Raw genomic sequence first — 25,260 nt, 5'->3', positions numbered from 1 at the left:
ATGTTAGGTACAATGAGATTGTCTAAGCGGTGTAAAATTTGCCCTAATCGAAGGTGATCTGATGATATTAAATCCGGATGTTGATCCAGCTCTATTCCATGATTGTCAATGGCTGCCCATTATCGACTGGAATGTGAAATTTTTTGGCGCTCATATTCATCGGGTCAAAGCGGATTGGTGCATGCCTGAGGAGTCTCATATTGGTTTTGAAATTGCTCTCATTTTAGAAGGTCGTCAGGAAACGATAATGGAGAATAACGTATACTCGGTGGGAAAGGGTGATATTTTAATGATTCCACCAGGATTCAAGCATGTAACTCAGTGTGTATCCCCGGATGGAATGTATTATTTTAGCACCCATTTTAATGTTGATGATCCGCTGTTCCGTCAAGAAATGATTAAGAACAATCAGCTCTTTTTCCCGGCAGGCACTGAAACCAATACCAAGCTGCAAAAGGTGGTCCATAGCTGGATTAGCATGGTGCGAGAGAACGGAGAATATACGACAGCGGACCGCTTTCGCATGCAGATTGCTTTGTTCGAGCTATTCGGGATATTCTCGCAAATGATTTCTACGGGATTGGAGCCGAGAATTGCACCTTCATCCGTTCAATATGCCAAGGCCATTATGGAAGCAATTCAATCGAGGTTCAAGCCTTATCGGGAGGATGAATCTGGCGAGCAGACATTCCGGCTTGAAGATGTGGCGGGTTCCCTTGGGATCAGTCCAGGCTATGCGCAGGAAGTGTTCCGCAAGGTCTACGGCTATTCACCACGTCACTATCTATCGGAGACCAAGCTGCATGAGGCTAAGGTGCTGATCCAGCAACCCAATCTACCGCTAAACAAGGTAGCTTCCCTACTGGGATACTCCAGTCTGGCTCATTTCAGCAGACAGTTCAAGCGCTGGACAGGTACCAGCCCGCTAAAATACCGCCAGACGTTAAAACCGATTACGGATGAGCAAAGGAGCTAGACATAAGGAAGGGTAACAATGGCTCCACTGCGTTAATCATATGAAAAAGAGCGCGACACCGTATATTGCGGCTGTCGCGCTCTTTTCACTTTATTTTCCAATGAGTTTCATTGCCTTAATAATCTATACTGATGGTGAAGTTCCTATCCTGCAAATCATAGCCTGATATCTCCTATGTGCTGATGTACTACATACATCATCCCCATCAGGAATAAGGCCAATCCCAAGTACCCGATTCCGAATTTCCACCGTGATGCAGCGGGTACTTCGTAATATTTATCATTTTCAAACGGAATGTAGTCAATCCCACACAGCAATCTGAGCTGATACGCATCCGGGGTCGGTATATGTTCTACACCGTTCAGCCATACATGCTGAACAAGACACTGCTGGGGCAGCAGAAGCGTATGCTCCACATCAAGACTTTCCATATATACCGTTACATATTGCTGCCCCTCCAGATCCGAGTAGGTATTAAAGGATAGTCTGCGCGTATGCTCCGGCCCAGGCAGCGGATATCCTTGCTCATACAAATGCTGTACGTCAACCAGCGGCTTCTGTAATAACGACTGAACCTTGACGTCTTTTTTATTGCGTTTGACATATTTTTTGTATAAATCATAGGCAAATAATGCCCAAATAAAGAAAAATAAAATGGATTTCAAATACACAATCACTACAATCCCACCCAGTAGGCCCACTAGCCATAACCAACGTGTCACTGCTGTAGAAATCCGTCCTCCATCAAGCGGATGAATCGGCAGCAAATTGATCAGGTTCAGGAAAAAACCGATATATGCTAGTGCATACAAAAGTGGACTGTCTGTTGCATACGCTCCTGCGTATACTGCCATAGCCCCAACCGTCCCCAATAACGGGCCGCCCATGGCTACGTAAGCCTCTGTCTGGGCATCCAAAGGATGTCGTTTCATGGTGATTAACGCACCGAGAAAAGGAATAAATAACGGTGTCGACACCGGAAGCCCCTTGCGTTTGGCAGCCAATACATGCCCCAGCTCATGCACAAATAACAGCAACACGAACCCAACCGCAAATCCCCACGGGTATATGATCGCATACGTGCCAATCGTAAATGCCATAGAGATCAGCGCACCGCCAAATTTACTGAATTTTAAAAGGGCAAGTAACGATTTGCCTTTCAACAGGAGCAATGCTGCTGCACTACCAAGATACCATTTGGATGAGCCGGATTTGGAATCGGTTTTATTGTCTTCTTTTTGCAAAAGTATCCGTCTCCTTTCTCTAATACTTCCATTGTATCTTGCAATGTGCAGGTTGTAAAAACTTCTATACCCACAGATAAGCGAACTGGGGAAGCTATGTACATTATTCCGTATATTGTAGACATCTGCCAATGTCGAATGGTATATTGGTGCTGGGTTAGATACCCTATTTTGTAAAAGGAGGTTTGCTCATTCATGTGTACTCACTACATGCGTCTCAGATAAAAGGATAGACTTCTGCATGAAGCTCAACTCGTTTTTCACATGAAGGGTTGAAGCTTGTTTAAGTTGTCTTTTTTTAAGACTAAATCTGAACAATGAGGTGTGTTTCATATGACTGAAAAGCGTCCCTTGACTAACTCAAAAGATGTTAGCGATATATTGGCCTTGCCCAAAGCAACGGGCTTCACATACGACATGAAGGATTGGAGCTCAACGAGTCCGGGCTGGATTTCCGGGCCCTATTCGCCAAAGACGTTCAGGGTACCCCTTGGGTTCTACGTACACCGCGACGAATAGATGTGATCCAATCAGCGGCTTACGAGCACAAAGTGCTTCGGTTGATTCGTGATACGCTACCTGTAGAAGTACCGGATTGGCAGGTATATAGTCCAGAGTTCATCGCCTATCCTCAGCTGGAGGGCACTCCTGCCGCTACTATTGATATGGAAACAAAAAGCTATGTATGGTTCATCAACCCAGACGCTCTGACGGATAGATTCGTTGCTTCGCTCGCTAAAGCCTTAGCCGCGTTGCACCAGACGGATCACCGACGGGCAGCCGATTTCGGTGTCCGCGTAAAGCAACACGACGAAGTTCGGCACTTAATGGGTCAGCGAATGGAAGAAACACAGCGCGTCTTTGGTGTATCCGGGGAGCTGTGGCAACGATGGCAGGCCTGGCTGGCAGATGATAGCTACTGGCCGGAATATTCCGTTCTTGTCCACGGCGATCTGCATCCAGGCCATATTCTAGTCTCATCGAATACAGAGGTTACTGGAATGCTGGACTGGACCGAGGCCGAAGTAGCTGATCCAGCGATTGATTTTACGAGTTACTATACTTTGTTCGGAGAAGTAGAGCTTGCTCGTCTATTGAAGTTTTACAAGGCAGCAGGCGGACGTGTATGGCCGCGTATGAGCGAACACATCATTGAACTGACCGCGGCTTACCCTGTGCTTATCGCCGAATTCGCCCTCAAATCCGGACTAGATGAATATATGGAGATGGCACGTAACGCGCTGGGTGTCCATAAGCAAGAAGAAGGACTGCCCGACATATAATATAGCTGTAGCCACCTGGCAGACTTTGGTTCAATGACGGACCAAGGCCTGCTTTTTTTCTGTCCTCTCTCCTTGTTCGTAAAATTACATTCCGTACTCAAGTGTCTTTCCCCCTGTCTGTTCTGTTATCATGTAGAAAACGGAATAACTCAGGAAAGGATTACGAACCATGAGTTTTGAACTTACCCGGCGAGCGATCAGACAACTATGCAGTCAATCTGCTTACGACGACGGGGATGCCTATTACCGGGCCAAAAAGGTGGCCTTTACACAGATAGATCATAATGAAGGTGTGTATGAAGCTACAGTCAAAGGAAGCGGCTTTTATGCTGTTGCTGCGATGATTCGGCCCAACGGCAGTATCCGCGCGGAATGCACCTGTAGCTCATTTCAGACCACCGAACGTTATTGCAAACATATTGCCGCTGTTCTCCTAAATGCCTATGATATGCGACGTGGGAAAAGTGTGTCCGTACGTTCCTATGTCTCCAGACTTCATCCCGGCACTGCCCCAGATCCAGCGGGAAGTATGGGTGCAGACGGGATATCTACAGATGCCCCAAATGAGCACACTGCCAGAACAGCACGATCCTCAGGCATCACACAAGGGGATCTCCAGCTGACCGACAGTATGTTAAAACTATTCGGCCGCAAGAGACCGCTTCGCAGCACACCTGCGCTGCTGGATACTCGCGCGATCTTGGATTTTCAATTTGTCATCCGGCCTTTTGCCTACGGTTACCAAAAATATATGTTTGGATTGGAAATGAAGGCTGGACCCAAACGATTATACATCGTTCAGAAAATCCGCCCGTTTCTGGATAGTATCGACCGTGGGGATAGCTACATGTTCACGAAAAGCTTCTCTTACGAGCCGGAGCTGTACCGCTTCCGAGCTGAACATGACGCTATCCTCCAGCAATTATCTCAGGTGTGCCACCAGGAGCGCATGATTCGGGAAACCTCTGGTACGTATTCAGCCTCCGGCAGTCATATGAGTGGTGAGCGAATGCTTCTCATCCCGCCCGCGGCCTGGGATAGGCTGCTCCCCTTGCTGACAGCAGCACAGGGCGTCTACTTTGAAATTCACGGAAACATGAGCGAAGGTATCCCCCAGTCCGACCTGATGCTTCCGCTGCAATTTGAATTTGATGAGACCGAAGCCACAAGTGAAGGCTACCAGCTAAGCATTCAAGGACTAGATGACTTGACCATCATGGAGGACTACGGTGTCGTCATTGCCGATGGCAAGCTTGTAAAACAAAAGGCTGATTCCTTACGGCGTTTGTCCGAGCTCAAGCAGATGGTCGAAGTACATCACAGACGAGCAGTCCAGATTGCACCAGAACAGATGGAATCATTTATGGATAAGGTCGTGCCCGGGTTAATGAAGCTTGGACGTGTCCATATGACACGTGCTGTCTCAGATCGGGTCGCCCAGCATCCGTTGAAGGCCAAACTGTATCTGGACCGGGTAAGAGACAAGCTGCTGGCAGGACTGGAATTCCAATATGGAGACATCATCATCAACCCGTTGGAAACAGATGCTCGAACGCCAGGTAACGATCGTATTCTGATACGTGATGGGGAACAGGAGCAGCGGATTTTGGAACTGATGGAGCATAGCTCCTTCGCCAGAACAGACAGCGGATATTTTATGGAAGATGAAGATGCAGAGTATGACTTTTTGTACCATACTGTTCCGCAACTGGAAAAGCTACTGGACGTCTATGCCACAGGTGCAGTCAAAGCGAAAATCAATAATACGCTACCTGTCCCAAGAATACGAGCGGAATGGGACGAACGTACAGATTGGCTTGAATTTAAATTTGATATTGAGGGTATACCAGAATCGGAAATTCGCAAGCTGCTCCAATCGCTGGAAGAAAAACAGAGATATCACCGTCTGCCGAATGGCGCCTTGCTACCGCTGGAAACAGAGGAGTACAAGGAGTTAATTCGGTTCATGAACGAAACAGGTATCCGCAAAAGCGATCTGGATGCAGCGCAAATTCGGATCCCAGTCACACAGGGGCTGTACTTGATTGATCCTCACGATCATGTAAAAAATCTGACCTTGGGTAAAACCTTTCGCCAGCTGCTAGAAAATATACGCAATCCTGATCATCTTGACTTTCCCGTACCCGTCACGCTCGCCCCAATCTTAAGAGATTATCAGGTCTACGGTTTTCAATGGCTTAAGACCTTGGCACATTACCGTTTTGGGGGCATTTTGGCAGATGATATGGGGCTGGGCAAAACGCTGCAAAGCATTGCCTTCCTCGTCTCTGTATTGCCGGAGATTCGCAGTCAACAGCTTCCAGCCATGATTGTATCCCCTGCATCACTGGTATACAATTGGCGGAATGAACTGGAGAAATTCGCCCCGCATATTCGCGTCACTATTGCCGATGGCAGCCCGGAGGAACGAGGCCGGATTATACGGGATGCCGCCAGTTATGACGTCATTATTACATCCTATCCGCTGCTGCGGCGCGATGCAGAGGTGTACAGCAAGCCATCGTTTCATACGCTTATTCTGGACGAGGCGCAAGCGTTCAAGAATCATGCCACCCAGACGGCACAGGCAGTTAAGGATGTACAAGCCCGTTACCGCTTTGCCCTGACAGGAACGCCAATCGAGAATACCTTGGAAGAACTATGGTCCATCTTCGACGTTGTATTTCCTGAGCTATTTCCCTGCGGAAAAAGAGCATTTCACAATCTGCCTCGCAATGTGATTGCCAAGCGGGTTCGTCCGTTCCTGCTGCGCCGTCTGAAGAGTGATGTTCTTAAGGAACTGCCGGAAAAAATCGAATCCGTGCAGGTATCACGGCTCCTTCCGGATCAGAAAAAGCTGTACACGGCTTATCTGGCCAAGCTCCAGCATGAAACGTTGAAGCATCTCAACGAAGAAGGATTTCAGAAAAACCGGATCAAAATTCTAGCAGGTCTGACCCGGCTTCGTCAGCTCTGCTGTCATCCGGGCTTATTCATAGAAGGATATACGGGAAGCTCGGCCAAATTTGAACAACTGCTGGAGATTATTACGGAATGTCTCGGCTCCGGGAAGCGGATGCTCATTTTCTCACAGTTCACTACGATGCTTCAAATGGTCGGACGCGAGCTTTCCCGTGAAGGGATTCCCTACTTTTACCTGGATGGACAGACTCCTGCCCCCGAACGAGTCGAGCTGTGCAGTCGCTTCAACGAAGGAGAACGCGAGCTGTTCCTGATTTCCCTCAAGGCAGGAGGTACGGGTCTGAACCTCACCGGCGCAGATACCGTCATTCTATATGACCTGTGGTGGAATCCCGCTGTAGAGGAGCAGGCTACCAACCGTGCACACCGAATGGGCCAGAAAAAAGTTGTGCAGGTTATTCGGCTCGTCGCCCAAGGTACGGTAGAGGACAAAATGTATGAGCTACAGCAAAAAAAGAAAAACCTGATCGACCAGGTCATTCAGCCGGGACAAGAAAGCCTTTCAGCACTGACCGAGCTGGAGATTCGTGAGCTGCTCATGATCTAACTAGCTCTTCCACGCTTATTTTTACGATACTGACACTTCAGAACCCAAAAGGTCCAATGAGGGTGGAAATCTTCCCGCATTGGACCTTTTAATGTTCCATATGTGATTGTCCTGCTCAAACCGATTCATCCTGTTTGAGCACTCTAGGCTCAATGGGAACAAGATTAGATTCAATCTGGGCGCGCTGAGACTCATACCATTCAGGCAGCATCAGCTTGTGCCCCAATTCATTCAATTCCTCATCCACCGTAAATCCGGGCGGATCGGTTGCGATCTCGAATAATATACCGCCTTGCTCGCGGAAGTATACGGCATTGAAGTATTGGCGATCTACAATGCCACTCGTCCCCAAACCATGCTGACGAACCCATTCATTCCACGCCTGATGTTCGGTATCGTCCTGCGCGCGCCACGCAATATGGTGAACCGTACCGGCGCCGCCGTTCCCCCACGGTACATCCTTGACTGTAATGTCGATCAGGTTGCCCAAATCCCCAGTCGTCTGATAACGGATATAACCCGCATCTGCGTCTTCACCGATGGGAGTCATGCCCAGAACATTCTCCAGCACGCCTTGGGTGTGCTTGGAATCCGCACTGTAGAGCACTGCTCCTCCAAAGCCTTTGATCGCTTTATCTGTAGGCACGCCTCCGGCTGTCCACGTGTTCACCGGGCCTTCCTCGCGCTCCACCAGTTCCAGATGCAAGCCCTCATTGTCTCGGAACTGGATGAATGACTCGCCAAAGCGAGTAGCCTTCGTGAAGGATACCTTCAAGCTGTGCAGACGGTTTTCCCAGTAATCTAGCGAGCCCAGCGGCACGACATACGTCGTAATCCCGACCTGTCCGCCTCCAATTTTACCCTTGCGTGTACCCGGAGACGGAAAAAAGGTAATGATCGTTCCCGGGCTGCCTTCTTCATTCCCAAAATACAAGTGATATACTTCTGGAGCGTCAAAGTTAATTGTCTTTTTGATCAATCTCAAACCAAGCACACCTGCATAAAAGTCAACATTGCCCTGCGGATCGCCCGCAAAGGACGTAATATGGTGAATTCCAGCGGTTTTCAAAGACATCTCAGTCACTCCTTAATGAACATGATGATTTACAAATTTCAAAATCCATTGTAGCTAACAAACTGTCCAACTGGCTTGCGATATCCTCTTGCCCGCTGACCTGATTCGTCCTCTTTTCCCAAGGTGATCATCATCACGGGTACAAATTGCTCTGGGATATTCAGTACTTCCTGCACCTTCGCCGGGTCAAAACCGATCATCGGACAAGTATCCCAGCCTTTGTCCTTGGCAATCAACATCAATTGCATAGCCGACAGGCTGGCATTACGAATTGCTTCTTCTCTCTGGAAGACAGGTCCCCGCTCGCGATAAAACTGAGTTACCGATTCTACTGTGCTATCATATTCCTGCTTGCTCAGAACACCCAAATTCAGGAACCCTTCGTTGAGGTCAGCTACCTTGGTATAAGCCTCTGTATCACCCAGCACTATAATGGTGGCCGAAGCAGTTAATATTTTATACTGCTTACTTGCTTCATCATGCAGCCTTTGTTTGATTTCTGCATCCTGCACTACGATATAACGCGCATGCTGTAAATTAAAAGCCGATGGAGCGAACTTCACCAGCTGAAATATCTCTTCCAGTTCTTTTGCATCTATAGTAACATCAGGAATAAATTTAGAAGCCGATCTTCTCTCTTGAATAACATTCACCAGTTCGCTCATATTCAGGTCCACTCCTTGATATTATTTTCAAATAAATTATCTTTAAATTAAGAATATATCTTTAGTTGTTTTCTGTCAAGTAAAACTGTAAAAGTGTTATGTACGGGCTTTACCACCCTTTACAGATCCGTTGACCGTATCCTCATCGTAATCGCTTCGCGTTGCGCTTTGGTTAAGCCCTTGAAGACCAGCTCATACGAATGGTCGATCATGCTGTACAAATCCTCCAACGGGAAGCTGTTATCAACCTCTATCGTATTCCAATGCTTTTTGTTCAAATGATAGCCTGGTTTAATGGCCTTGTTCTGCTCACGCAGGTTTTCTGCAATGACCGGGTCACATTTCAAGGATACGTGGCTAATGCCATCTTTTTCAGTCAGGAGAGCAAACATCTTGCCCCCTACCTTTAGTACCAGGGGATCAGCACCAAATGGATAATCCTTAACAGCCTCTTTTTGACTCAGACCATACGCTACAATTTGCTCAAACATCAGCCTTCTCTCCTCTGCTCCAAGTTATCGGTCTATAAACCTATTGCGCCCTATTATATCACCTCTATACGCTCCATATACACTAGGTTCGTGCTTTATGGATACCATCACACACACGCTGTTCGGATTGGATTTATATGGGACAGGAACCCTATATTCTGGTATACTTCCCTGAGAGGCTGTATCGATATATTCGAACGGTACTCTGGTAAGATTCAATTTAATAAGTATAAGCGTGAGCCTATGGAGGTGAACTCGTTGGATTTTGCTCTGATCCGAAAGGACCGAGACAAAAGAACGGTCGCAAATTGACTCTTTTTTTGCCTTTCGGACCTTTTCAGTAATGTGCTGGAAGGTTTTTTTGTTTTTCAAAAACTAAGTTAGGAAAGGCAGGGACCCTATGATGCGGTTTCTAGTTGTGGGTGCAGGAGCTATTGGAGGCTATTTCGGGGGACGCCTGGTTCAAAAGGGAGAAGATGTAACCTTTCTCGTCCGCCCTTCCAAGAAGCTTCATTTGGCAGAAAACGGTCTTACGATTCAAAGTGTGCACGGAGATTTTCAGACACCGATCCAGGCTATTACCTATGGTGAAGCTACTGAGCCATTTGACTGTATTATTCTCGCGGTCAAAGCGTACCACCTGCCTCCATTGCGGCCCGATCTAGCGGCTTATATCGGCAAAAATACAATGATTCTTCCGTTACTTAACGGTTATGAACATTTTAAATCTTTGCGTGAATATTTCGGGGCTGAAAAAGTGCTGGGTGGGCTTTGTTATATTGAAACGACGTTAAATCACAAAGGCTCTATCGTTCAGACAAGCCCGTTCCACCGCATTGTTTTTGGTGAATGGGATGGAGGAAACTCAGAGCGGGCGCAACTACTATGTAGCCATCTTGATCATGCAGGCTTCACAGTCACACACAGTCATGACATTCAGCGTGAAATTTGGCAGAAGTATATATTTATTGCCAGCATGAGCGGAATCACAACCCTGATGGGTACCTCCGTCGGACCTATACTCGCCACGCCCGAATCGCGTGCAATCTATGAAAAGCTACTGCATGAGATCGTCACAATCGCACGCAATGCAGATATGCCTATTCATTCAGAAATGGAAGCACATACGCTAAAAACGATGGATTCCTTAAAGCCTGAGATGATGTCTTCCATGCAACGTGATATGCAGAAAAATCTACCGGTTGAAGCAAGCCATCTGCATGGTGCACTTCTGGCATTGGCTTCTAACAGTAATATTTCATATCCGATACTTGAAACGGTGTATGCCCGCTTAAAGGTCTATGAGAGCTTATTGAATTGAATTACGAAGTAGGTGGCCATCCGAAAAAGCAGATCCTTCTATAATGAAGGATCTGCTTTGAATTTCCCTATACCTTTCCTCGGCAAACTTGCTCAAGCCCTTGAAGTAATGCTTCCAGCTCCTGTCTAGTTTCAGCATTTGTAATGATGCCTTCTTGATTCAGCTTCAATGTGATATGCGGAATAATGACCTTTCCATTTCCCACAATCTCTGCATTGATCATTTGCAATGTGAGCAGTAGCGAAGCATGAGCCAGATTGCCGCCCATAGGGGACGGTGAAGCGCTAATGACCGCTGTAGGCTTGTTTACAAATTCACCTGAAGATACGAGCCAGTCCAAGGCATTTTTCAAAGTACCCGGCACACCATTCCCATATTCAGGCGTACAGATCAGCACTCCATCGGCTTGTTTCAATTGCTCCCGTAGCTCTCTTACGGAAGCTGGCCCCTCCTCTACATCCAAGTCAGGATTAAAATGGGGCAGATCCCCCAATCCATCATAAACTATGAATGATATATTTTCAGAAGCCAATCCAATAGTAGCCTTCATAAGCGCGGTGTTGGAAGACTTTTGACGAAGGCTCCCCGATATAGCCAATACCTTAATCTTTTGTTCCATCCTTATCATCTCGTTTCTTTTCACTTGATCTAATCTTGATACTCAGTGTACTACAGTCAACGCCAGGAAAATCAAAAAAAATGCCTGCGGCTTCGCAGGCATTCGTGATGAAGAATCCATAGTCACTACTATGTTCGTATCTGTCGTGAATATATTAGGTATCCTTCTCTTGCTTGCGTTGTACTCCAATCAAGTCAAGGAAGAAGACAAACAACGGAATACCTACAATCAAGCCCCACACCCCAATTAGATGCTCAGAGAAGATCAATACAACAAAGGTGAAGAAGATCGGTAAATTGGTTTTGGATGACATCAGCTTCGGATTCAGGAAATAGGCTTCAATCGCATGAATAACTACGATCAGAATAACCAAGTAAATCACATAATTGATTCCTCCGACGCTAAAAGCAATCAGACCGAGCGGGATCAGGGAAATAAATACACCCGCCACTGGCACCAACCCCAACAAGAATATAATGAGCGCGAGGCCGAGCAGATTGGGAAAACCCATAATCCAAAGAGCTGTCGTCGTCAATATACAGTTGATGAGTGAAATCAATAGTTGAGCTTCCAGCACCTTCCCGAATGTACCCAGAAACATGCGTCCAAAATGGCCCACTTCCTTGAAGAACCAACCCAGCTTACTATCCACAAACGTAGCTGTAAAGCGTGTAATATAGGATTTTTCCATCAGGAAGAACAAACTCAAAATAATCGATACCAGCAGTTGTGTTCCCAGTTGGCTGATTTTCATTACCGCATTCCAGCCAGGCTCAAATAACCGCTGAACATTGAGCGTGTCCATAAATTCAATAATCGTTTCGTTCCATTGGTTACGATCAGGATACATGTAGGCTTGCTGAATCATGAGATACACCTGCTTGACCTGTACACTGATTAGCGGCACCATTCGGTAAACTCCCCACACGATAATCAGAATCAGCAACCCGTATACCAGTAGTAGCACGATCATAGGCGGCACATTGGCGAACCGCTTGATCAGCTTATTCACACCGTTATATATACTGCCAATCAAGATCGTAAGCAACAGTGTTAACAAAATAATATTCATCATGCTTCTTAACATAAAGAGCAGTAAAACGATTATCGCAAGGACAGCTGCCCGCCTGACGCCTGCATGATTCATCCAGTTTCTTACCATTCGTCTTTATTCCCTCTCTCCTACTTGACTGTCACCCTTGCAATCTTCCTCGGCATTAACTTTCTCTCTTTAATAATTTACTGTTAGCAATCAATAGAGAACCTACCATGACTAGGATAGCAATGGACCACCAGAATGTATTTTGAGCATCATCATGGTCCACAATAATGAGCCTGATGACGGCTGTAATCCCAATATAGATGAAATAACGTAATGGAAAATGAAAATTGGTTTTAAAGTACTTAACTATTAATGCAATGAATTCAAAATACAAGAAGAATACAAGCAGTTCTTCCGTGAATTCATAGTAATTTTTGTCGGCTTCTGTATACAAGAACACATATGAAAATATGGACCATGTTTCTTTTAGAAGTAAGAAGCTTAAAATCAGCCCGACCAGAAACAGCGAGATATTCAAGATTATTTGCAGAAAACCAGGTAACTTTTCAATATACTTCATTAGTGCATTCAATACAGATCCCCTCACTGGTTGTACAGGTTCTTTTATATTATATTATCGGTGCAATACATGAAAAATGCTACATTACTTTTGCGGTCACCTTAATGAAAATTTATATTCGCCCCCGCAATGTAACCAATAGAGATAAAGATCAGTGTCCATACCAGAGAACCGGCGCTGGCCACCAGCATATATTTTCGGACAGGCATCGCGCTAATCCCCGACAAATAGCTTGTTGCATGTCTGACTCCTGGAATAAAATAACCGAACAAAATGGTCCACAACCCAAAGCGTGCAAACCATCCTTTTACCCGTGCAAACCGCTTCGGTGTCAGTCCCACCCACTTGCCGTGCTTATCTACCAATGGCTGACCCAGCTTTTTGCCTAGCGTGTAACTGATCATCATCCCAGTCATCGCCCCAATGAAACTGACTAATATAGATAGGGAATAATTCAGTACCATGATAGAAGATAGATAGCCGACAAACACCATAATAATTTCATCAGGAACGGGTAGCCCTATAATTCCAAGGGCAAGAAGTGCAAAAATAGCAATATATCCGTATTGTGTAATCATGCTGATGGCCCATTCCATAGGGACGCCACCTCCTGACCGATTATTTTTTGAAGGACGGGAAGGGAATACGGCTAACCATTAGGAATGACAGCACTACCATGAGTGCCAGCAACAACCCTGGTTTCAAATGCTCACTCCATAAAAACATAAAGGACAAAATCACACCTGCGGCCGTAATGGGCATGCCCACAAAGCCTTTGCTAAAAGCCATCAGGTTGAATCTTGCCAACCTCACCGCACCGCATATCACAAACAACACAGCTACAAGCGGTCCTATCCAATGAGTATCTCCCAGCTTGTATAACAAGATCAAGAAAGCAGGGGCAACCCCAAATGAGACCACATCCGCCAGCGAATCAAGCTGTTTGCCAAAATCACTGGAGCAATGCAGCAGCCTTGCCAGCAAACCGTCTAATACATCCCATAAAGCAGCCACCACCACAAGAATAAAAGCGGTCATGTATTGCTCATGAATCGTGAAATACAGGGATAAGACCCCTGCCCCCAGGTTTGCAATCGTGCATAGTGAGGGCAACCAATTCCATTTCATACTCTTAACTCCTTTGCCGTAGCTTAGCCTCCGAATATAACGACAAAACGGACGCCGTCCTTGGTATTCTCCGCCTTATAGCGGAATTCGTGTAAATCGAGAATTCGTTTAACGATCGATAGCCCGAGTCCTGTCCCACCTGTCTGACGGCTACGGGAGAGCTCGGCTCGGTAAAAACGATTCCATATCAGCTCCAACTGATCATCTGGGATGGTCTCACCCTTATTTTCAATGGAAAACGTATTGACTTCCCCAGAGCCTTCGATACGAATCGTGATGGAGCTTCCTTCCTCGGCATGCCGTATGGCGTTGACAACAAAGTTGATAATCACCTGTTCCATCCATCCTATATCGGCATGAATCGGCAGCTCATTGGCAGGAATAATAACCACTTCCAGCTTCTTCTCCTTCAACAGATGGAATAGCTTATCCACAACCTCTTCCACCAGCTCACTCAGGATAAAGGTCGCCTTGCGAAGCTTGAGGGTTCCAGACTCCAATTTGGCAAGGTCTAGCATATCCTTGACCAATCGCTCCATTTTGTCCGCTTCCTCTACAATGACCTTCATATAATGATCCTGCTTCCCCGCGCTAACCCCATCTTGTAGTCCTTCTGCGAATCCCTTGATGATACTTAACGGGGTTTTCAGCTCATGAGAAGCATTGGCAAAAAAGTCTTGTTGCACAGCCTCCATCCTCTGCTTCTGTTCCATGTCCTCGACCAATTGCTGATTGGCCTCCTGAAGCTCGCGCAAAGCTGTGTCCAGGTTCTGGGACAGGGTATACATGCTGTAGGACAGGCTGCCCAGCTCATCATTTTGCCGGATTGGCGTATGGGCTGTAAAATCGAGCTTGGCCATCCGCTTGGCGGTATTATTCAAAGTAATGAGCGGACGGGTTACCATTCGGGAATAGAACAGGGACAAAATCAGAATGAGTGCAAAACCGCCGACCCCCAGGTACAGATAAAACCAGCGTAGAGCCTCATTCGTCTCACTGATTTCCTGCAACGATGTCACAGTGAACAAGAGATCGATCTCGCCTGTGCTCTGACGAACAGGATGGACGATAACTGCATTTCGTACCCCTGTCCAAGGTTCTGTCCAATCTTCTTCCAACACTTCAAAATTTTTAAGCCTCTCCAGATGATCCTGGGATAAAGGAAACCATTCCTCCAGCGCACTAAACAGCAGGCCTTGACGCTGGCTCCAGGTTTTCAGATCCGGCAGTACAATCTCTGTCACCGTACCGGACAGCCTTACATTGTCATTTGTGCTTGTCTCTTCCGAGTTTGAACCTATATTTTTGAAACCGAGCTTCTGTATGCCTGTTGGGTAAATTAAATTGGCAGAAGAGATTCCGTCAGATCCCAACATCTCACCTTCCACAGTGACCTGATCACCAGGCTGAATCCGGGCAGCTCTCAGCTCATCTCCGTGCTCACTCATAAATAGAGACAGCGATATTTTAACAACTTTACCATCTGCTTTTCTGAGACTGATATGAAACGCATCATCCAGCTTTACTTTGCCGTCCAACGTTACAATCGCCAACTGGTTTTTATTCTGAAGCATGAAGCGGGCCGCCTCACGCGAAACCCTGCCCGATCCCCAAGCCTCCTGGACATAACTTTGACCGAAGCTTTGCAAACGGCTTTCCACACGCCCAATCTTCTGTTTCTGATAAAAATTTTCAAAAAACAGCAGCTGACTTAAAATCACCATACCGTAAAAACACAGGAAAAACACAACTGTCATAATGAACAACTTAAAGGTAACTCCCCGTTTGTTCATTCTTCCTCCTCGAACCTGTAGCCTGTGCCAAAAACCGTGCGAATATGGCGTGATTCACGGCCCAGCTTACTTCTCAGCTTTTTGATATGCGTATCGACAACTCGTGTATCCCCTTCAAAATTGATACCCCACACCCGGTTCAGTATCGCATCCCGTGAAACTACGATGCCTTTATTATGTATAAGCAGCCGCAGCAACTCATACTCCTTGGGCGTCAATTCAACTTCCGCCTGATCCACCTCAAGCCGATGAGCCATCGTGTTGAGCATAGCACTGCCAAAACGCAAAATATGCGACTCCGGCTGCACATGCCCCTCCACCCGTTTCATCAGTGCGTTCGCGCGGGCAATCAGCACCTTGGGACTGAAAGGCTTGGTCACGTAGTCATCTGCCCCCAGCTCAAAGCCCAATATTTTATCATCATCACCGGATTTGGCCGTCAGCAAAATAATCGGTACCCCTGAACGGCTGCGTACCTGACGGCATACTTCCCAGCCATCCAGCTCAGGCATCATAATATCGAGTATAATTAGTTCTGGCTGCACCGAATCGAACCAGAGGAGTGCATCTTTTCCATTGCCTGCTTCATAGACTTCCCAATTATTTTGTTTAAAATAATCCGCAATCACTTCACGAATACGTATTTCATCCTCCACGAGAAGAACTCTTTTATTCAAATCGACTTCCCTCTTTCGGTCATTCTAGGACAACAGCATATCAAAGAGATGTGTACTTTATGTGTTCTCACTACTTTTTATCTACAGAAACTTCCCATCCGCAAATTTCACCTTGGATTAGGGCAAATTTCTCTTCGCCCAGACCATCTCTTCCCCTAAGATCCTACCCTATAATATGTAGAGATACAAAAAGCCTGAACAGGAGGGTAACATATGAGCAATCAAACCATTCAGTGGTTTTCCACTTCCAAAGCTAATGCGTGGCAATCCCAAGCTCATCATTTGACCGAAACCCAAGAGAGTGCCAACCTAACCCTTACGGGAGAAGCATATCAGCTCGTCGAGGGCTTTGGCGGCTGTTTTAATGAATTGAGTTATGTAGCTCTGAACCATTTGGTCAGCGAAGAACGAGAGCAGGTGCTTCATGCTCTCTTTCACCCGGAGGGCGAGCACAAATTCACAATCTGCCGACTTCCTATTGGAGCGAGTGATTACGCGCTGGAATGGTACAGCCACAATGAAACGGACGGCGACATGGAGATGAAGCACTTTTCCATTGAGCGCGATCAGCAATATCTCATACCTTTTATTCGGGAAGCGTTACAACTCAATCCAGACTTGAAGCTGTTCGCCTCACCCTGGAGTCCGCCGACATGGATGAAATCACCCAAAGCTTACAATTACGGCACACTGCGCTGGGAAAAGGATATTTTGAAAGCGTATGCATTGTACTTTGTCAAATTTGTTCAGGCATACCGCAAGGCAGGCATTACGATTCACCAGGTTCATGTTCAAAATGAAGTCATTGCCGATCAGAAGTTCCCTTCCTGTGTATGGACCGGAGAACAGCTGCGTGAATTTATTCGCGACTATTTGGGGCCCGATTTTGAGGAACATGGGCTGGATACAGAGATTTGGCTGGGTACCATTAACGCCCCTGATCCGTGGGAGGAATTAATGAAAAAGACGTCGACCGGATTTGATGAGTATGCCCACACCGTGTTGAGTGACCCCGAGGCCTATAAATATATTAAAGGGGTAGGCTATCAATGGGCAGGCAAAAATGCCATTCAGCGCACTGTAGCCAGCTATCCTGAGCTTCGTTACATGCAGACCGAAAATGAATGCGGAAACGGAGAAAACTCATGGGACTACGCCAAATACGTATATAACCTGTATCAGCACTATTTCACCAATGGTGTGAATGCTTATATTTACTGGAATATGGTTTTGGAGCCGAAAGGCAAGAGCACATGGGGCTGGGAGCAAAATTCGATGATCACCGTGGATCCAGCGAATCGAAAACCTATTCTGAACCCGGAATATTACGTTATGAAGCACTTTTCTCATTTTGTATTACCAGGGGCCAGACGCATTGGAATTCGGGGTTCATGGGCTGGAAATGCGGTTGCTTTTCAAAATACAGACGGACAAAAGGTTCTGGTCATCGCCAACCCGTTTAAGAAATCTCGCGTGCTGAATCTGTCTGTCGGAGAAACAACACACCGTTTGGAGCTGGAGCCGGAGTCCTTTAACACCATCGTTATTCCTGCTTAACCGTTGTAGATTTTTGGAAGCTTCCAGTCTGGCGCACATCATCAGATTGTGATTTCAGTCGATTCGTATCCCATCGTATGCATAGTTTCCAAAATGGATGTATCTCCTTTTGCGTACTGTAGTTATACATAGTATACTTGGAATAACTACGGACAGGAGGTCGATGAACATCACAACTGTAAAAGACCGGATTGATTTGAAACTGATTAATTGTGATAAAGAATTGACTCTCGCGGTCATCGGTGGCAAATGGAAGTTGATTATTTTGTGGCATCTTGGTATGGAAGGCACCAAGCGGTTCGGTGAATTGAAGAAGCTGATCCCCCACATCACGCAAAAAATGCTGACCAACCAATTACGCGAGCTGGAAGAAGATAAACTCATTCTGCGTAAAGTCTATCCTGTCGTCCCTCCACATGTGGAATATTCACTGACCGAGCATGGTGAAAGCCTGATTCCGGTACTGCGAGCGATGTACGATTGGGGATCTAACTATCGCGAGAACGTGATCTGGAAAGAAGAAAAAGAAGAAGTGATTCAGGATGTAACACCCGTGTGATTCAGCTAAACAAGCATTTTGCAAAATGCAGATATATATTTTTCATAAAGACGACCCTGGGGTGACCTGGGGTTGTTTTTTGTAATATAAAGACCATCGTCAAGATAATAAAAGAGACGGATACAAGTATCCGTTTCCATTGCCATTAAAATCCGTTTTCCGCTACATATACTTGTTTTACGCTTGTATTCATGATTTACATTACATCCGCTGTGACGTATGATTCTTTCATCCCTATTACAGTGAATCCAAGAAGGAGGCCGTTCCAGTATGAGCCCGACGCTTGCCCAGCCCTCAACGCTCCAAACGACGCAATTATGCATTGGTTCCATGGTAATTATCCAATATGACCATCGTCAATTTCCTAACCCGGAACAGTATCAACATCATTGCTGCGGCTTGCTTACTATGTCGTGTAACGGCGCTCAGGGCCTGGCGGAATATAAGCTGCCTGAAATTAAAGGCACCTTTGACCTTGTCCGCTGGGCTTCCGTATTTACCTTGCTCAAAGGTCTCTCCTTGACCGAGGCTGAACAATATATTAAGCACCGCGCTGATCACTGGGGACCTATTAAAACAGAGTTGGCTCTATCTGCCCTATCCGATCTGACTGCCCATGCGAACTCGTACATTCTCTCCCCAACAGCGACCGTCCTCCCCCCTCGGATTAGTCGTTCATATCTTATCGAGCATGGACTGGTCTACTATTCATTCTAGCTACGTCCACCACTGCATAAGCAATCCACTCTCCAGTTTACGTAAAAAAGCCTGAGACTGCTTACCACAGGCTCAGGCTGTACAACTTCCATTAACCATGTTCGATTATGCTTGCAACTTCCCTGCACGAATATCGTCTGTCATTCCAGCGTAAGGTGCTTGGGAAATTAATTGTTCATTGTTCACACCTGCATTTTCGATGAAGGTAATATCCGCAAATTCAGGAACCACATACTTCGGATAGGTTTCATACTTTTCACGCGATTCTTCCATTAGCGGAATAAAATCGTTTTGGTAGCGCACCGTGATTTCCGGATGCTCATGAACCCATTTTGGGAAGAAAATAATGCCATGCATCCGTTTTTCCTCAGGCATAAAGTTCAGGGAAACGTCTGTGCCTGTCGGTTCGGTCCACGATACTTTATACACATTCTCTACCAGCTTCACCAGATTGACCTTCTGATCACGTACCCAGCGTCCGCCTACCATCCCACTATGAATGCGATAATCAATCGTATCCTCATTTTTAATATATATTTCGTACTCCCAGCCATTCTCATAGGTGTAAATCATGTGACTGCCGATAAACTTGTCCATCTTGCATCCTTCTTTCCTTATTATGAGTTTATGAATTGAACAAGACACCAAAATAATAAACAATCATTCAAACATGTAAATATAAACATGTTTTATGATACATATAAATTGTAGCGCTGTGATATACTATTGTCAAATACCCATTGCGAGGAGAACAACGTTGAAACGCACATTAAAATATGCCATTTTGGGTCTGGTTCACAAAGAGGAAATGAGCGGCTATGATATTACGAGCCAATTCAAGCAGGAAATCGGACAATTTTGGAGCGCCAAGCACAGTCAGATTTACCCCGAGCTTAAAAGGCTGACCGAAGAGGGACTCATTGAATATCGCACATCCATTACAGGAGCCAAGCTGGAAAAGAAGCTGTACTGTATAACCCCCAAAGGGACCCAGGAGCTAACTGAATGGCTGCTAAGCCCCAAAGAGTTACCGGAAACAGAAAAGGATGAGTTTATGCTTATGCTGTATTTCTCAGCAGCCATCCCCAAGGAAGAAAGCAAGCGCTTGTTCGAGGACCAGATTGCCAAACGAGAAGAAAAGCTGGAATACCTGTACGAAAGTAAGAAATCCCTTCAACGGCTGGACGAGAACCTTCAAGTGCCCGGATCTAGTCAATTCGGCCATTATTTAGTGCTGAGTCGTGCTATTAATCGGGAAGAAAGCTATATTACGTGGCTGAAAGAAACACTATCCCTATTTAAATAGACTTAAAAAACCTTCAATGCCACCTAGATTCGTGGTATTGAAGGTTTGTCCATAACAGGTGCAAACGAAATTCCTCAGTCTGCCGTCGTAATCGAAGAGCCGTAATCTTCAATATGAATATCTGTGCTAAACCTTACGGGAATGGTGCTAAAGGTGGTATCCCAATCCTCTTTGACCTTACGCCAAACTTTAGGATGTTGAATCCTCAAGGCTTCTCCGAAACCTCCGACATCAACCTTCAGTTTTTGCATTTTAGCTACGGTTTGTTCAGCTAATGAATTCACTTTCTCCTGAAAAAGACTCTCTTCTTGTCCAAGCACATTGTTGTTGCGTAAATTTTCATGCTTTATATGCACCTCCGAAATGCGTCCCTCTGAGGTCATTTTTACCTGAAAGAAAATGTCATCCCCCTGAACGATGGCCTTGATCTTGCTTTTCACCGCTTTGATCTCATATGCTATATTTTTACCGGTCTTCGGATCGCTGCTTTTCAGCACGCCTCCCTTCAGATCGCCTTTGATCCACATAAGACCCTCAACCTCTGACTCATTCAGATAACCACCGTATGTTTGCGTCTTTCCCTTAATGATTCCCGCACCTGCAAGCTTGATTTCATTCTCTGCTGTAATGACATTGGGCAATATAAAGCTTCTTTCACCCTTCATGGGTCCAATCACTTTAACAAAGGCCATGGGTTTTATCAACCGTGCGTTCCGTTTCCGGTTTTGGAAAATATCCTTTAAAATATAGGCAGGAATCTGACCAGGAATTTTCTCTTGAAGCGCATGACCCGCCTTTTCTGTACTAATCAGTAGCTGTACGCTGGGCCGAATGTCATTATCCCCCAAGAAAAAGTCCAGCAGCTCATACAACGGAATCTTGCGAAGCAGACTGGAGCTGATAATAACGGTTTTCAAATGTTGCCCAATGGGAGGACGATTGGTCCGCAAAGAAATTTCTCTTATCATTTCAAAAACAGAATCTCCTGTTTCCGTAATATTAAAAAATTTTTTGGCTTGTGGAGAGGAGCTGTTGGAGCCGCCGCTTTCCTCTGGAATGACAAATTGAAAGGTTCCTGTAATTAACTCCTTTTTGGGATAATCTCCCCCTTCCTGATTAATTTGTTTTTCTTGCGAGGATTCTTCCGCTATATCCAAAGCAATACCTGTCTCCAGATTTAGATCCTCCACTGGGGAACTGCTCCAGCAACCTGAAAGTGTACAGCACATCAGAAGAGCCATCAATCCGAGTAATCCTGACTGGACACGAACACGATTCATGAGCGTGCCCCCCTCCAGTACGAAATAAGCAACAGTGGCAGTGGAAGTAGCGCGAATAAAGCGAACGCTACATTCCCGATGACCGTTCCAAAAGAAAATAGCTCATTCAGGTTTTTCGGAATTTGGGACAAGAGGTAGATGAGCGGAAGCAAAATGAACAACATCTTGGAATAAGAGCTATTCAAAATTTGAGAAACTCCGAGCGAAGCACAATAAAAAGCAATACTGAATGTCGCAAAAATCTGCATGATCCAAATGGTCAACAATAAGGACTCGAACCGTTCTAATAACAGATATTCCACTTCAAAGCTGCGGGCCAAATCTAAAAATGGCCAGGTTCTGCTCAAGACCCCTTCCATTGAAAAGGCGCCAATGCACAGGATCAACGTAGCTGTATAAAAAACGACCGCGATCCCAATCGCCAGTCCGATTGCCTTCGTTGCTTTCTCAGGTTTTTCCATCCGACAAAGAATAATCAGCAAGGACTCTGTCCCCGTTAATGTCAGGATTGTAGTCTTGAGCGTTCTAAGCACTGGCATTACCCCCTCCGACAAGACAGGACGCAAGTTATTCAATTCAAAAATATTTAAACTCAGCAAGCAGATCAGCAAAAAGATAGCCGCCGAAACCGGAAATATCAGTTGACATATCTTTCCTAATGAACCCACTCCCCCCATGCATAGGTACAGAGAGAGCCACATAAAAGGTGCTGAAATCGCCCACGCCGGAGTGCCTTCAAGCAGAAAGAACGACGTTACTTCCTCCACAGATCGGATTTCAAATGCGGCTATACAAACAAAATAAATAACAATCAGCATGCCAATCCCTTTGCCAATGAATTTGCCTGTTATTTGCTGAACATACTGGTAAAAGGTGCTTTCTGGAAACCGCGAGCTTAGTTTGACTATAACCCATCCGAAGAGAAAAGTGGCCACCCCTGCTAAAATGACAGATATCCACGCATCCGGTGTTTTTGCAGCTTCAGTTGCTACTCTTGGAAGGGTAAGCAACCCGGCAGCCAGCATAAAGCAAACCACAATTGCCGTTGTCTGTAACGTTGTAATCTTATCCGCTTTTTTCCCACGGGCCATCTTGCTCCCTCCTGTGTTGAGCTCATCCTTGTCGCTTAGGGTCTTTATGCTTCAAAAGAATGGGTCTGTTTTTCATAAATTGCAACGGTGCTCGTATGAAGTAATCTTTCCAGTCTTTGAACGAACGGGGGGTCGTTAGACTAAGAAACGGAACTCCAAAGCTGTGTAATTTAACCATATGAATACTCAGCATCAGAAAAAACATGATCACGCCATACAAGCCAAAGATAGACGCCGTGAACATGGCTCCAAAGCGCAGAACACGCATGGAAATGCCAGCGCTGTATACAGGGGCGGAAAAGGAAGAAATCGCCGTGACTGCCACCACAATAACGAGAATCGGGCTTACAATCCCGGCGTCAACAGCGGCTTGTCCAATAATCAAACCTCCGACGATGCCCATGGCTGGTCCAATGGGTTTGGGGAGCCGAAGTCCTGCCTCGCGTAAAATCTCAATCGAGGTTTCCATAATCAGGGCCTCAATCAGCGTCGAAAATGGAACTCCCTGTCTCGCACTGATAATGGAAATGACCAGCTTGGTTGGAATCAATCCGGGATGAAACGAGATGAAGGAGATATACAGCGCTGGGGCGAATAGTGATATGAAAGTTGCCATAAAACGAAGAAATCGAATCAGCGACCCCGGTAGCCATCGTTCATAGTAATCTTCAGGAGACTGGAGCATCATCCCGTACGTTACAGGCATAAGAAGCGCAAAAGGTGTACCGTCCAGCAGAATCGCTACACGTCCCTCTAGCAATGCAGCCATGACTCGATCTGGTCTCTCCGTATTTTGAATTTGCAGAAATGGGCTGAGAAAATTATCCTCAATAAGCTGCTCTACATAGCCCGACTCCAGTACCTCATCCATATCTATCGTTTGGACCCGCCGCTTCACCTCATCTACAAGCTCCGGGTCGGCAATATCTCTGAAATACACTACCATCAGCTGTTTTTCCACTCTTTTGCCGACTTTGAAGGAAGACATAGCCAGTTCCGTACTTTCTCCATGTCTGCGCAGCATCGCTGTATTGTCGCTGAGTGTCTCTGTAAAGCCGACTCGTGGTCCGCGCAGCACCGATTCCGATATCGGGTCTTCCACCCCTCGTGTACTCCCTTTGGGCGTACCCAGTACAAAAGCACCGGGTATGCCCTGAATCATGAGTATGACTGAACCGAACAGCACCTTTTGCAAGGAAAACTGTACCTCTAACGTATACTCTGTCTCCGATACCAGCATGACCTGGTGAACAATCATATCCCGAAGCTCTTTTCCTCGCGGAAGCTCTTCCCTTTCTTGCCCGGAGCTGCCCCAATCCATCAGAGGCTTTAAAATGTTCTGGTCCATGCCAACCTTGTCCGTTAATCCATCTACAAAAAAAAGTGTGCCTTCAGCGTTCAGATTATCCAGAAAAATTGCTCGTTCGTTCACGTCTGCCATATCCGTGACTGCCTGTCTGATTTTGGCTACATTGGCTTCATAATCTTCAGTAAAGGTCCCCTTTGCCTTCTCTGCCTCACTTATAGACGGGTTGTGATCTGCCTGCTCCGAACGGTCTTCTTCTTCTAGCAGCTTCAATCGCTCCTTGCGTCTGCTTTCCCGGCCATCCAGCGCTTTAAGTTGTCGTACTGTCAGAAAAATAATCAAAGGGATGATAAATAAAAAGAGGGCTTCCACCCACACATTCCATTTGGGCACATGAGTTCCGATGACCTTCCACACGTTCATTCCTCCTTGAATTCCACCCGATTTGTATATAGATTTACCTGGATTAGAAAAAAGATGCATGAAAGATGGACCAGATGGAATAAATTTCTTTGCTCACAAAAGGAATAAAAAGGTGAATTTGATAGATGAACTGTATTGCAAAAGTGGAAATCCATGATAATATCTATTCATTCTATGACTAATGTCACAAATTTGTTGAATTCGTGGTCCATTATTCGAATCTAAAAGGAGTTGTAGGTATGAAGAATCATTTTTTGAAAAAAACCGCTGTATTGAGTCTGCTGGCGGTCATTTTGTTAGGAGGAACGGCAATCAGTCCCAAACAGGCTCAAGCATCGCCCGAGCCTTATATTGGGGAAATTACGATGTATCCGTATACGTACGCTCCTAAGGGCTGGATAAAATGCGAGGGTCAACTCCTGGATATTTCTCAGAATTCAGTATTATTCAGCCTGCTGGGCACTAATTTTGGCGGTGATGGAGTGCGTACATTTGCATTGCCTGACTTGCGCGGAGCTTCCCCGTTGCCGAATGTAAACTACTACATCGCTACCGAGGGGCCATACCCTTCCCGCCCATAATATGAATACATCAATAA

At 45.9% G+C, this 25,260-nt stretch carries 24 protein-coding genes; 9 read left to right on the top strand and 15 right to left on the bottom strand.

The features are described from left to right. Positions 1-61 precede the first annotated feature (61 nt). Positions 62-976: an AraC family transcriptional regulator gene (locus tag EGM68_RS03805; protein WP_129548683.1), complete on the top strand. Its 915-nt coding sequence runs from the start codon at positions 62-64 to the stop codon at positions 974-976. A gap of 155 nt (positions 977-1,131) precedes the next feature. Here the strand turns inward: EGM68_RS03805 and EGM68_RS03800 are convergent, their stop codons facing one another. Further along, the gene (locus EGM68_RS03800; protein WP_013369327.1) at positions 1,132-2,220 is read right to left on the bottom strand and encodes a site-2 protease family protein; all 1,089 of its coding nucleotides are present in this window, start codon (positions 2,218-2,220) and stop codon (positions 1,132-1,134) included. Between the two features lie 425 nt (positions 2,221-2,645). Here EGM68_RS03800 and EGM68_RS03795 point away from each other — a divergent pair, with 425 nt between their 5' ends. Then, positions 2,646-3,503, top strand: a complete 858-nt coding sequence (locus EGM68_RS03795; protein WP_276311707.1) for a macrolide 2'-phosphotransferase — start codon at positions 2,646-2,648, stop codon at positions 3,501-3,503. Between the two features lie 169 nt (positions 3,504-3,672). Next, a complete protein-coding gene (locus tag EGM68_RS03790) occupies positions 3,673-7,032 on the top strand; it encodes a DEAD/DEAH box helicase (RefSeq protein WP_129548681.1) in 3,360 nt (1,119 codons plus the stop codon). A 115-nt stretch (positions 7,033-7,147) separates the two neighbouring features. Here EGM68_RS03790 and EGM68_RS03785 read toward each other — a convergent pair whose 3' ends face one another. The 3 genes from EGM68_RS03785 to EGM68_RS03775 all read right to left on the bottom strand — a co-directional run bounded on the left by EGM68_RS03785 (position 7,148) and on the right by EGM68_RS03775 (position 9,263). After that, positions 7,148-8,107, bottom strand: coding sequence for a ring-cleaving dioxygenase (locus EGM68_RS03785; RefSeq protein WP_129548680.1), 960 nt, complete (start codon positions 8,105-8,107; stop codon positions 7,148-7,150). 38 nt (positions 8,108-8,145) lie between these two features. Next, entirely contained in the window at positions 8,146-8,772 is a 627-nt protein-coding gene (locus EGM68_RS03780) for a nitroreductase family protein (RefSeq protein WP_045245148.1), read from the bottom strand. 119 nt (positions 8,773-8,891) lie between these two features. Then, a complete protein-coding gene (locus EGM68_RS03775) occupies positions 8,892-9,263 on the bottom strand; it encodes an MmcQ/YjbR family DNA-binding protein (protein ID WP_025677993.1) in 372 nt (123 codons plus the stop codon). Positions 9,264-9,666: 403 nt separating this feature from the next. Here EGM68_RS03775 and EGM68_RS03770 point away from each other — a divergent pair, with 403 nt between their 5' ends. Then, positions 9,667-10,584, top strand: coding sequence for a ketopantoate reductase family protein (locus EGM68_RS03770; protein ID WP_129550286.1), 918 nt, complete (start codon positions 9,667-9,669; stop codon positions 10,582-10,584). Positions 10,585-10,651: 67 nt separating this feature from the next. Here EGM68_RS03770 and EGM68_RS03765 read toward each other — a convergent pair whose 3' ends face one another. The 7 genes from EGM68_RS03765 to EGM68_RS03735 form a co-directional block, all read right to left on the bottom strand. After that, positions 10,652-11,212: an NADPH-dependent FMN reductase gene (locus EGM68_RS03765; RefSeq protein ID WP_129548679.1), complete on the bottom strand. Its 561-nt coding sequence runs from the start codon at positions 11,210-11,212 to the stop codon at positions 10,652-10,654. A gap of 145 nt (positions 11,213-11,357) precedes the next feature. Then, positions 11,358-12,365 carry an AI-2E family transporter gene (locus EGM68_RS03760; protein WP_013369319.1) on the bottom strand — a complete coding sequence of 336 codons (1,008 nt, stop codon included), beginning with the start codon at positions 12,363-12,365 and terminating at the stop codon, positions 11,358-11,360. Between the two features lie 55 nt (positions 12,366-12,420). Further along, on the bottom strand, positions 12,421-12,837 hold the full coding sequence (gene psiE / locus EGM68_RS03755; protein WP_013369318.1) for a phosphate-starvation-inducible protein PsiE: 417 nt from the start codon (positions 12,835-12,837) through the stop codon (positions 12,421-12,423). An 89-nt stretch (positions 12,838-12,926) separates the two neighbouring features. After that, positions 12,927-13,421: a DedA family protein gene (locus tag EGM68_RS03750; protein ID WP_013369317.1), complete on the bottom strand. Its 495-nt coding sequence runs from the start codon at positions 13,419-13,421 to the stop codon at positions 12,927-12,929. Between the two features lie 22 nt (positions 13,422-13,443). After that, entirely contained in the window at positions 13,444-13,953 is a 510-nt protein-coding gene (gene pssA, locus EGM68_RS03745; RefSeq protein ID WP_025677988.1) for a CDP-diacylglycerol--serine O-phosphatidyltransferase, read from the bottom strand. 23 nt (positions 13,954-13,976) lie between these two features. Continuing rightward, entirely contained in the window at positions 13,977-15,746 is a 1,770-nt protein-coding gene (locus tag EGM68_RS03740) for a sensor histidine kinase (protein WP_129548678.1), read from the bottom strand. After that, positions 15,743-16,423, bottom strand: coding sequence for a response regulator transcription factor (locus EGM68_RS03735; protein ID WP_014599457.1), 681 nt, complete (start codon positions 16,421-16,423; stop codon positions 15,743-15,745). Before EGM68_RS03735 ends, EGM68_RS03740 begins: the two co-directional genes overlap by 4 nt. A gap of 213 nt (positions 16,424-16,636) precedes the next feature. Here EGM68_RS03735 and EGM68_RS03730 point away from each other — a divergent pair, with 213 nt between their 5' ends. The 3 genes from EGM68_RS03730 to EGM68_RS03720 all read left to right on the top strand — a co-directional run bounded on the left by EGM68_RS03730 (position 16,637) and on the right by EGM68_RS03720 (position 19,256). Continuing rightward, the gene (locus EGM68_RS03730) at positions 16,637-17,980 is read left to right on the top strand and encodes a glycoside hydrolase family 30 protein (RefSeq protein WP_129548677.1); all 1,344 of its coding nucleotides are present in this window, start codon (positions 16,637-16,639) and stop codon (positions 17,978-17,980) included. Between the two features lie 163 nt (positions 17,981-18,143). Further along, complete coding sequence (locus tag EGM68_RS03725; RefSeq protein WP_025677980.1) at positions 18,144-18,539, top strand: winged helix-turn-helix transcriptional regulator; 396 nt, start codon at positions 18,144-18,146, stop codon at positions 18,537-18,539. 270 nt (positions 18,540-18,809) lie between these two features. Further along, complete coding sequence (locus tag EGM68_RS03720) at positions 18,810-19,256, top strand: hypothetical protein (protein ID WP_058711701.1); 447 nt, start codon at positions 18,810-18,812, stop codon at positions 19,254-19,256. 105 nt (positions 19,257-19,361) lie between these two features. Here the strand turns inward: EGM68_RS03720 and EGM68_RS03715 are convergent, their stop codons facing one another. Then, positions 19,362-19,853 (bottom strand): phenolic acid decarboxylase, encoded by a 492-nt coding sequence (locus EGM68_RS03715; protein WP_016819418.1) that lies wholly within the window; start codon positions 19,851-19,853, stop codon positions 19,362-19,364. Positions 19,854-20,013: 160 nt separating this feature from the next. Between EGM68_RS03715 and EGM68_RS03710 the strand changes: the two genes are divergently transcribed. After that, positions 20,014-20,562 carry a PadR family transcriptional regulator gene (locus EGM68_RS03710; RefSeq protein WP_013369310.1) on the top strand — a complete coding sequence of 183 codons (549 nt, stop codon included), beginning with the start codon at positions 20,014-20,016 and terminating at the stop codon, positions 20,560-20,562. Positions 20,563-20,636: 74 nt separating this feature from the next. Here the strand turns inward: EGM68_RS03710 and EGM68_RS03705 are convergent, their stop codons facing one another. Genes EGM68_RS03705 through EGM68_RS03695 form a run of 3 tightly spaced genes read right to left on the bottom strand, consistent with a single transcriptional unit; the run spans position 20,637 to position 24,656 of the window. After that, a complete protein-coding gene (locus EGM68_RS03705; RefSeq protein ID WP_090737004.1) occupies positions 20,637-21,842 on the bottom strand; it encodes a Ger(x)C family spore germination protein in 1,206 nt (401 codons plus the stop codon). After that, a complete protein-coding gene (locus tag EGM68_RS03700; protein ID WP_040102182.1) occupies positions 21,839-22,933 on the bottom strand; it encodes a GerAB/ArcD/ProY family transporter in 1,095 nt (364 codons plus the stop codon). Before EGM68_RS03700 ends, EGM68_RS03705 begins: the two co-directional genes overlap by 4 nt. A gap of 22 nt (positions 22,934-22,955) precedes the next feature. Next, positions 22,956-24,656, bottom strand: coding sequence for a spore germination protein (locus EGM68_RS03695; RefSeq protein ID WP_040102183.1), 1,701 nt, complete (start codon positions 24,654-24,656; stop codon positions 22,956-22,958). Between the two features lie 245 nt (positions 24,657-24,901). Here EGM68_RS03695 and EGM68_RS03690 point away from each other — a divergent pair, with 245 nt between their 5' ends. Beyond that, on the top strand, positions 24,902-25,243 hold the full coding sequence (locus EGM68_RS03690) for a phage tail protein (protein WP_013369306.1): 342 nt from the start codon (positions 24,902-24,904) through the stop codon (positions 25,241-25,243). Positions 25,244-25,260 lie beyond the last annotated feature (17 nt).

Source organism: Paenibacillus sp. M-152, from assembly GCF_003856555.1.
In the GTDB taxonomy this organism is placed as follows: domain Bacteria; phylum Bacillota; class Bacilli; order Paenibacillales; family Paenibacillaceae; genus Paenibacillus; species Paenibacillus polymyxa_C.
The sequence above is the reverse complement of the archived record's forward strand: the minus strand, read 5'-3'. Positions and strand labels throughout refer to the sequence as shown.

Coding starts and splice junctions, on each gene's coding strand:
- EGM68_RS03805 (WP_129548683.1), top strand. CDS start 62: ATGATATTAAATCCGGATGTTGATCCAGCTCTATTCCATGATTGTCAA.
- EGM68_RS03790 (WP_129548681.1), top strand. CDS start 3,673: ATGAGTTTTGAACTTACCCGGCGAGCGATCAGACAACTATGCAGTCAA.
- EGM68_RS03785 (WP_129548680.1), bottom strand. CDS start 8,107: ATGTCTTTGAAAACCGCTGGAATTCACCATATTACGTCCTTTGCGGGC.
- EGM68_RS03780 (WP_045245148.1), bottom strand. CDS start 8,772: ATGAGCGAACTGGTGAATGTTATTCAAGAGAGAAGATCGGCTTCTAAA.
- EGM68_RS03775 (WP_025677993.1), bottom strand. CDS start 9,263: ATGTTTGAGCAAATTGTAGCGTATGGTCTGAGTCAAAAAGAGGCTGTT.
- EGM68_RS03770 (WP_129550286.1), top strand. CDS start 9,667: ATGCGGTTTCTAGTTGTGGGTGCAGGAGCTATTGGAGGCTATTTCGGG.
- EGM68_RS03765 (WP_129548679.1), bottom strand. CDS start 11,212: ATGATAAGGATGGAACAAAAGATTAAGGTATTGGCTATATCGGGGAGC.
- EGM68_RS03760 (WP_013369319.1), bottom strand. CDS start 12,365: ATGGTAAGAAACTGGATGAATCATGCAGGCGTCAGGCGGGCAGCTGTC.
- EGM68_RS03750 (WP_013369317.1), bottom strand. CDS start 13,421: ATGGAATGGGCCATCAGCATGATTACACAATACGGATATATTGCTATT.
- pssA (WP_025677988.1), bottom strand. CDS start 13,953: ATGAAATGGAATTGGTTGCCCTCACTATGCACGATTGCAAACCTGGGG.
- EGM68_RS03740 (WP_129548678.1), bottom strand. CDS start 15,746: ATGAACAAACGGGGAGTTACCTTTAAGTTGTTCATTATGACAGTTGTG.
- EGM68_RS03730 (WP_129548677.1), top strand. CDS start 16,637: ATGAGCAATCAAACCATTCAGTGGTTTTCCACTTCCAAAGCTAATGCG.
- EGM68_RS03725 (WP_025677980.1), top strand. CDS start 18,144: ATGAACATCACAACTGTAAAAGACCGGATTGATTTGAAACTGATTAAT.
- EGM68_RS03720 (WP_058711701.1), top strand. CDS start 18,810: ATGAGCCCGACGCTTGCCCAGCCCTCAACGCTCCAAACGACGCAATTA.
- EGM68_RS03715 (WP_016819418.1), bottom strand. CDS start 19,853: ATGGACAAGTTTATCGGCAGTCACATGATTTACACCTATGAGAATGGC.
- EGM68_RS03705 (WP_090737004.1), bottom strand. CDS start 21,842: ATGAATCGTGTTCGTGTCCAGTCAGGATTACTCGGATTGATGGCTCTT.
- EGM68_RS03700 (WP_040102182.1), bottom strand. CDS start 22,933: ATGGCCCGTGGGAAAAAAGCGGATAAGATTACAACGTTACAGACAACG.
- EGM68_RS03690 (WP_013369306.1), top strand. CDS start 24,902: ATGAAGAATCATTTTTTGAAAAAAACCGCTGTATTGAGTCTGCTGGCG.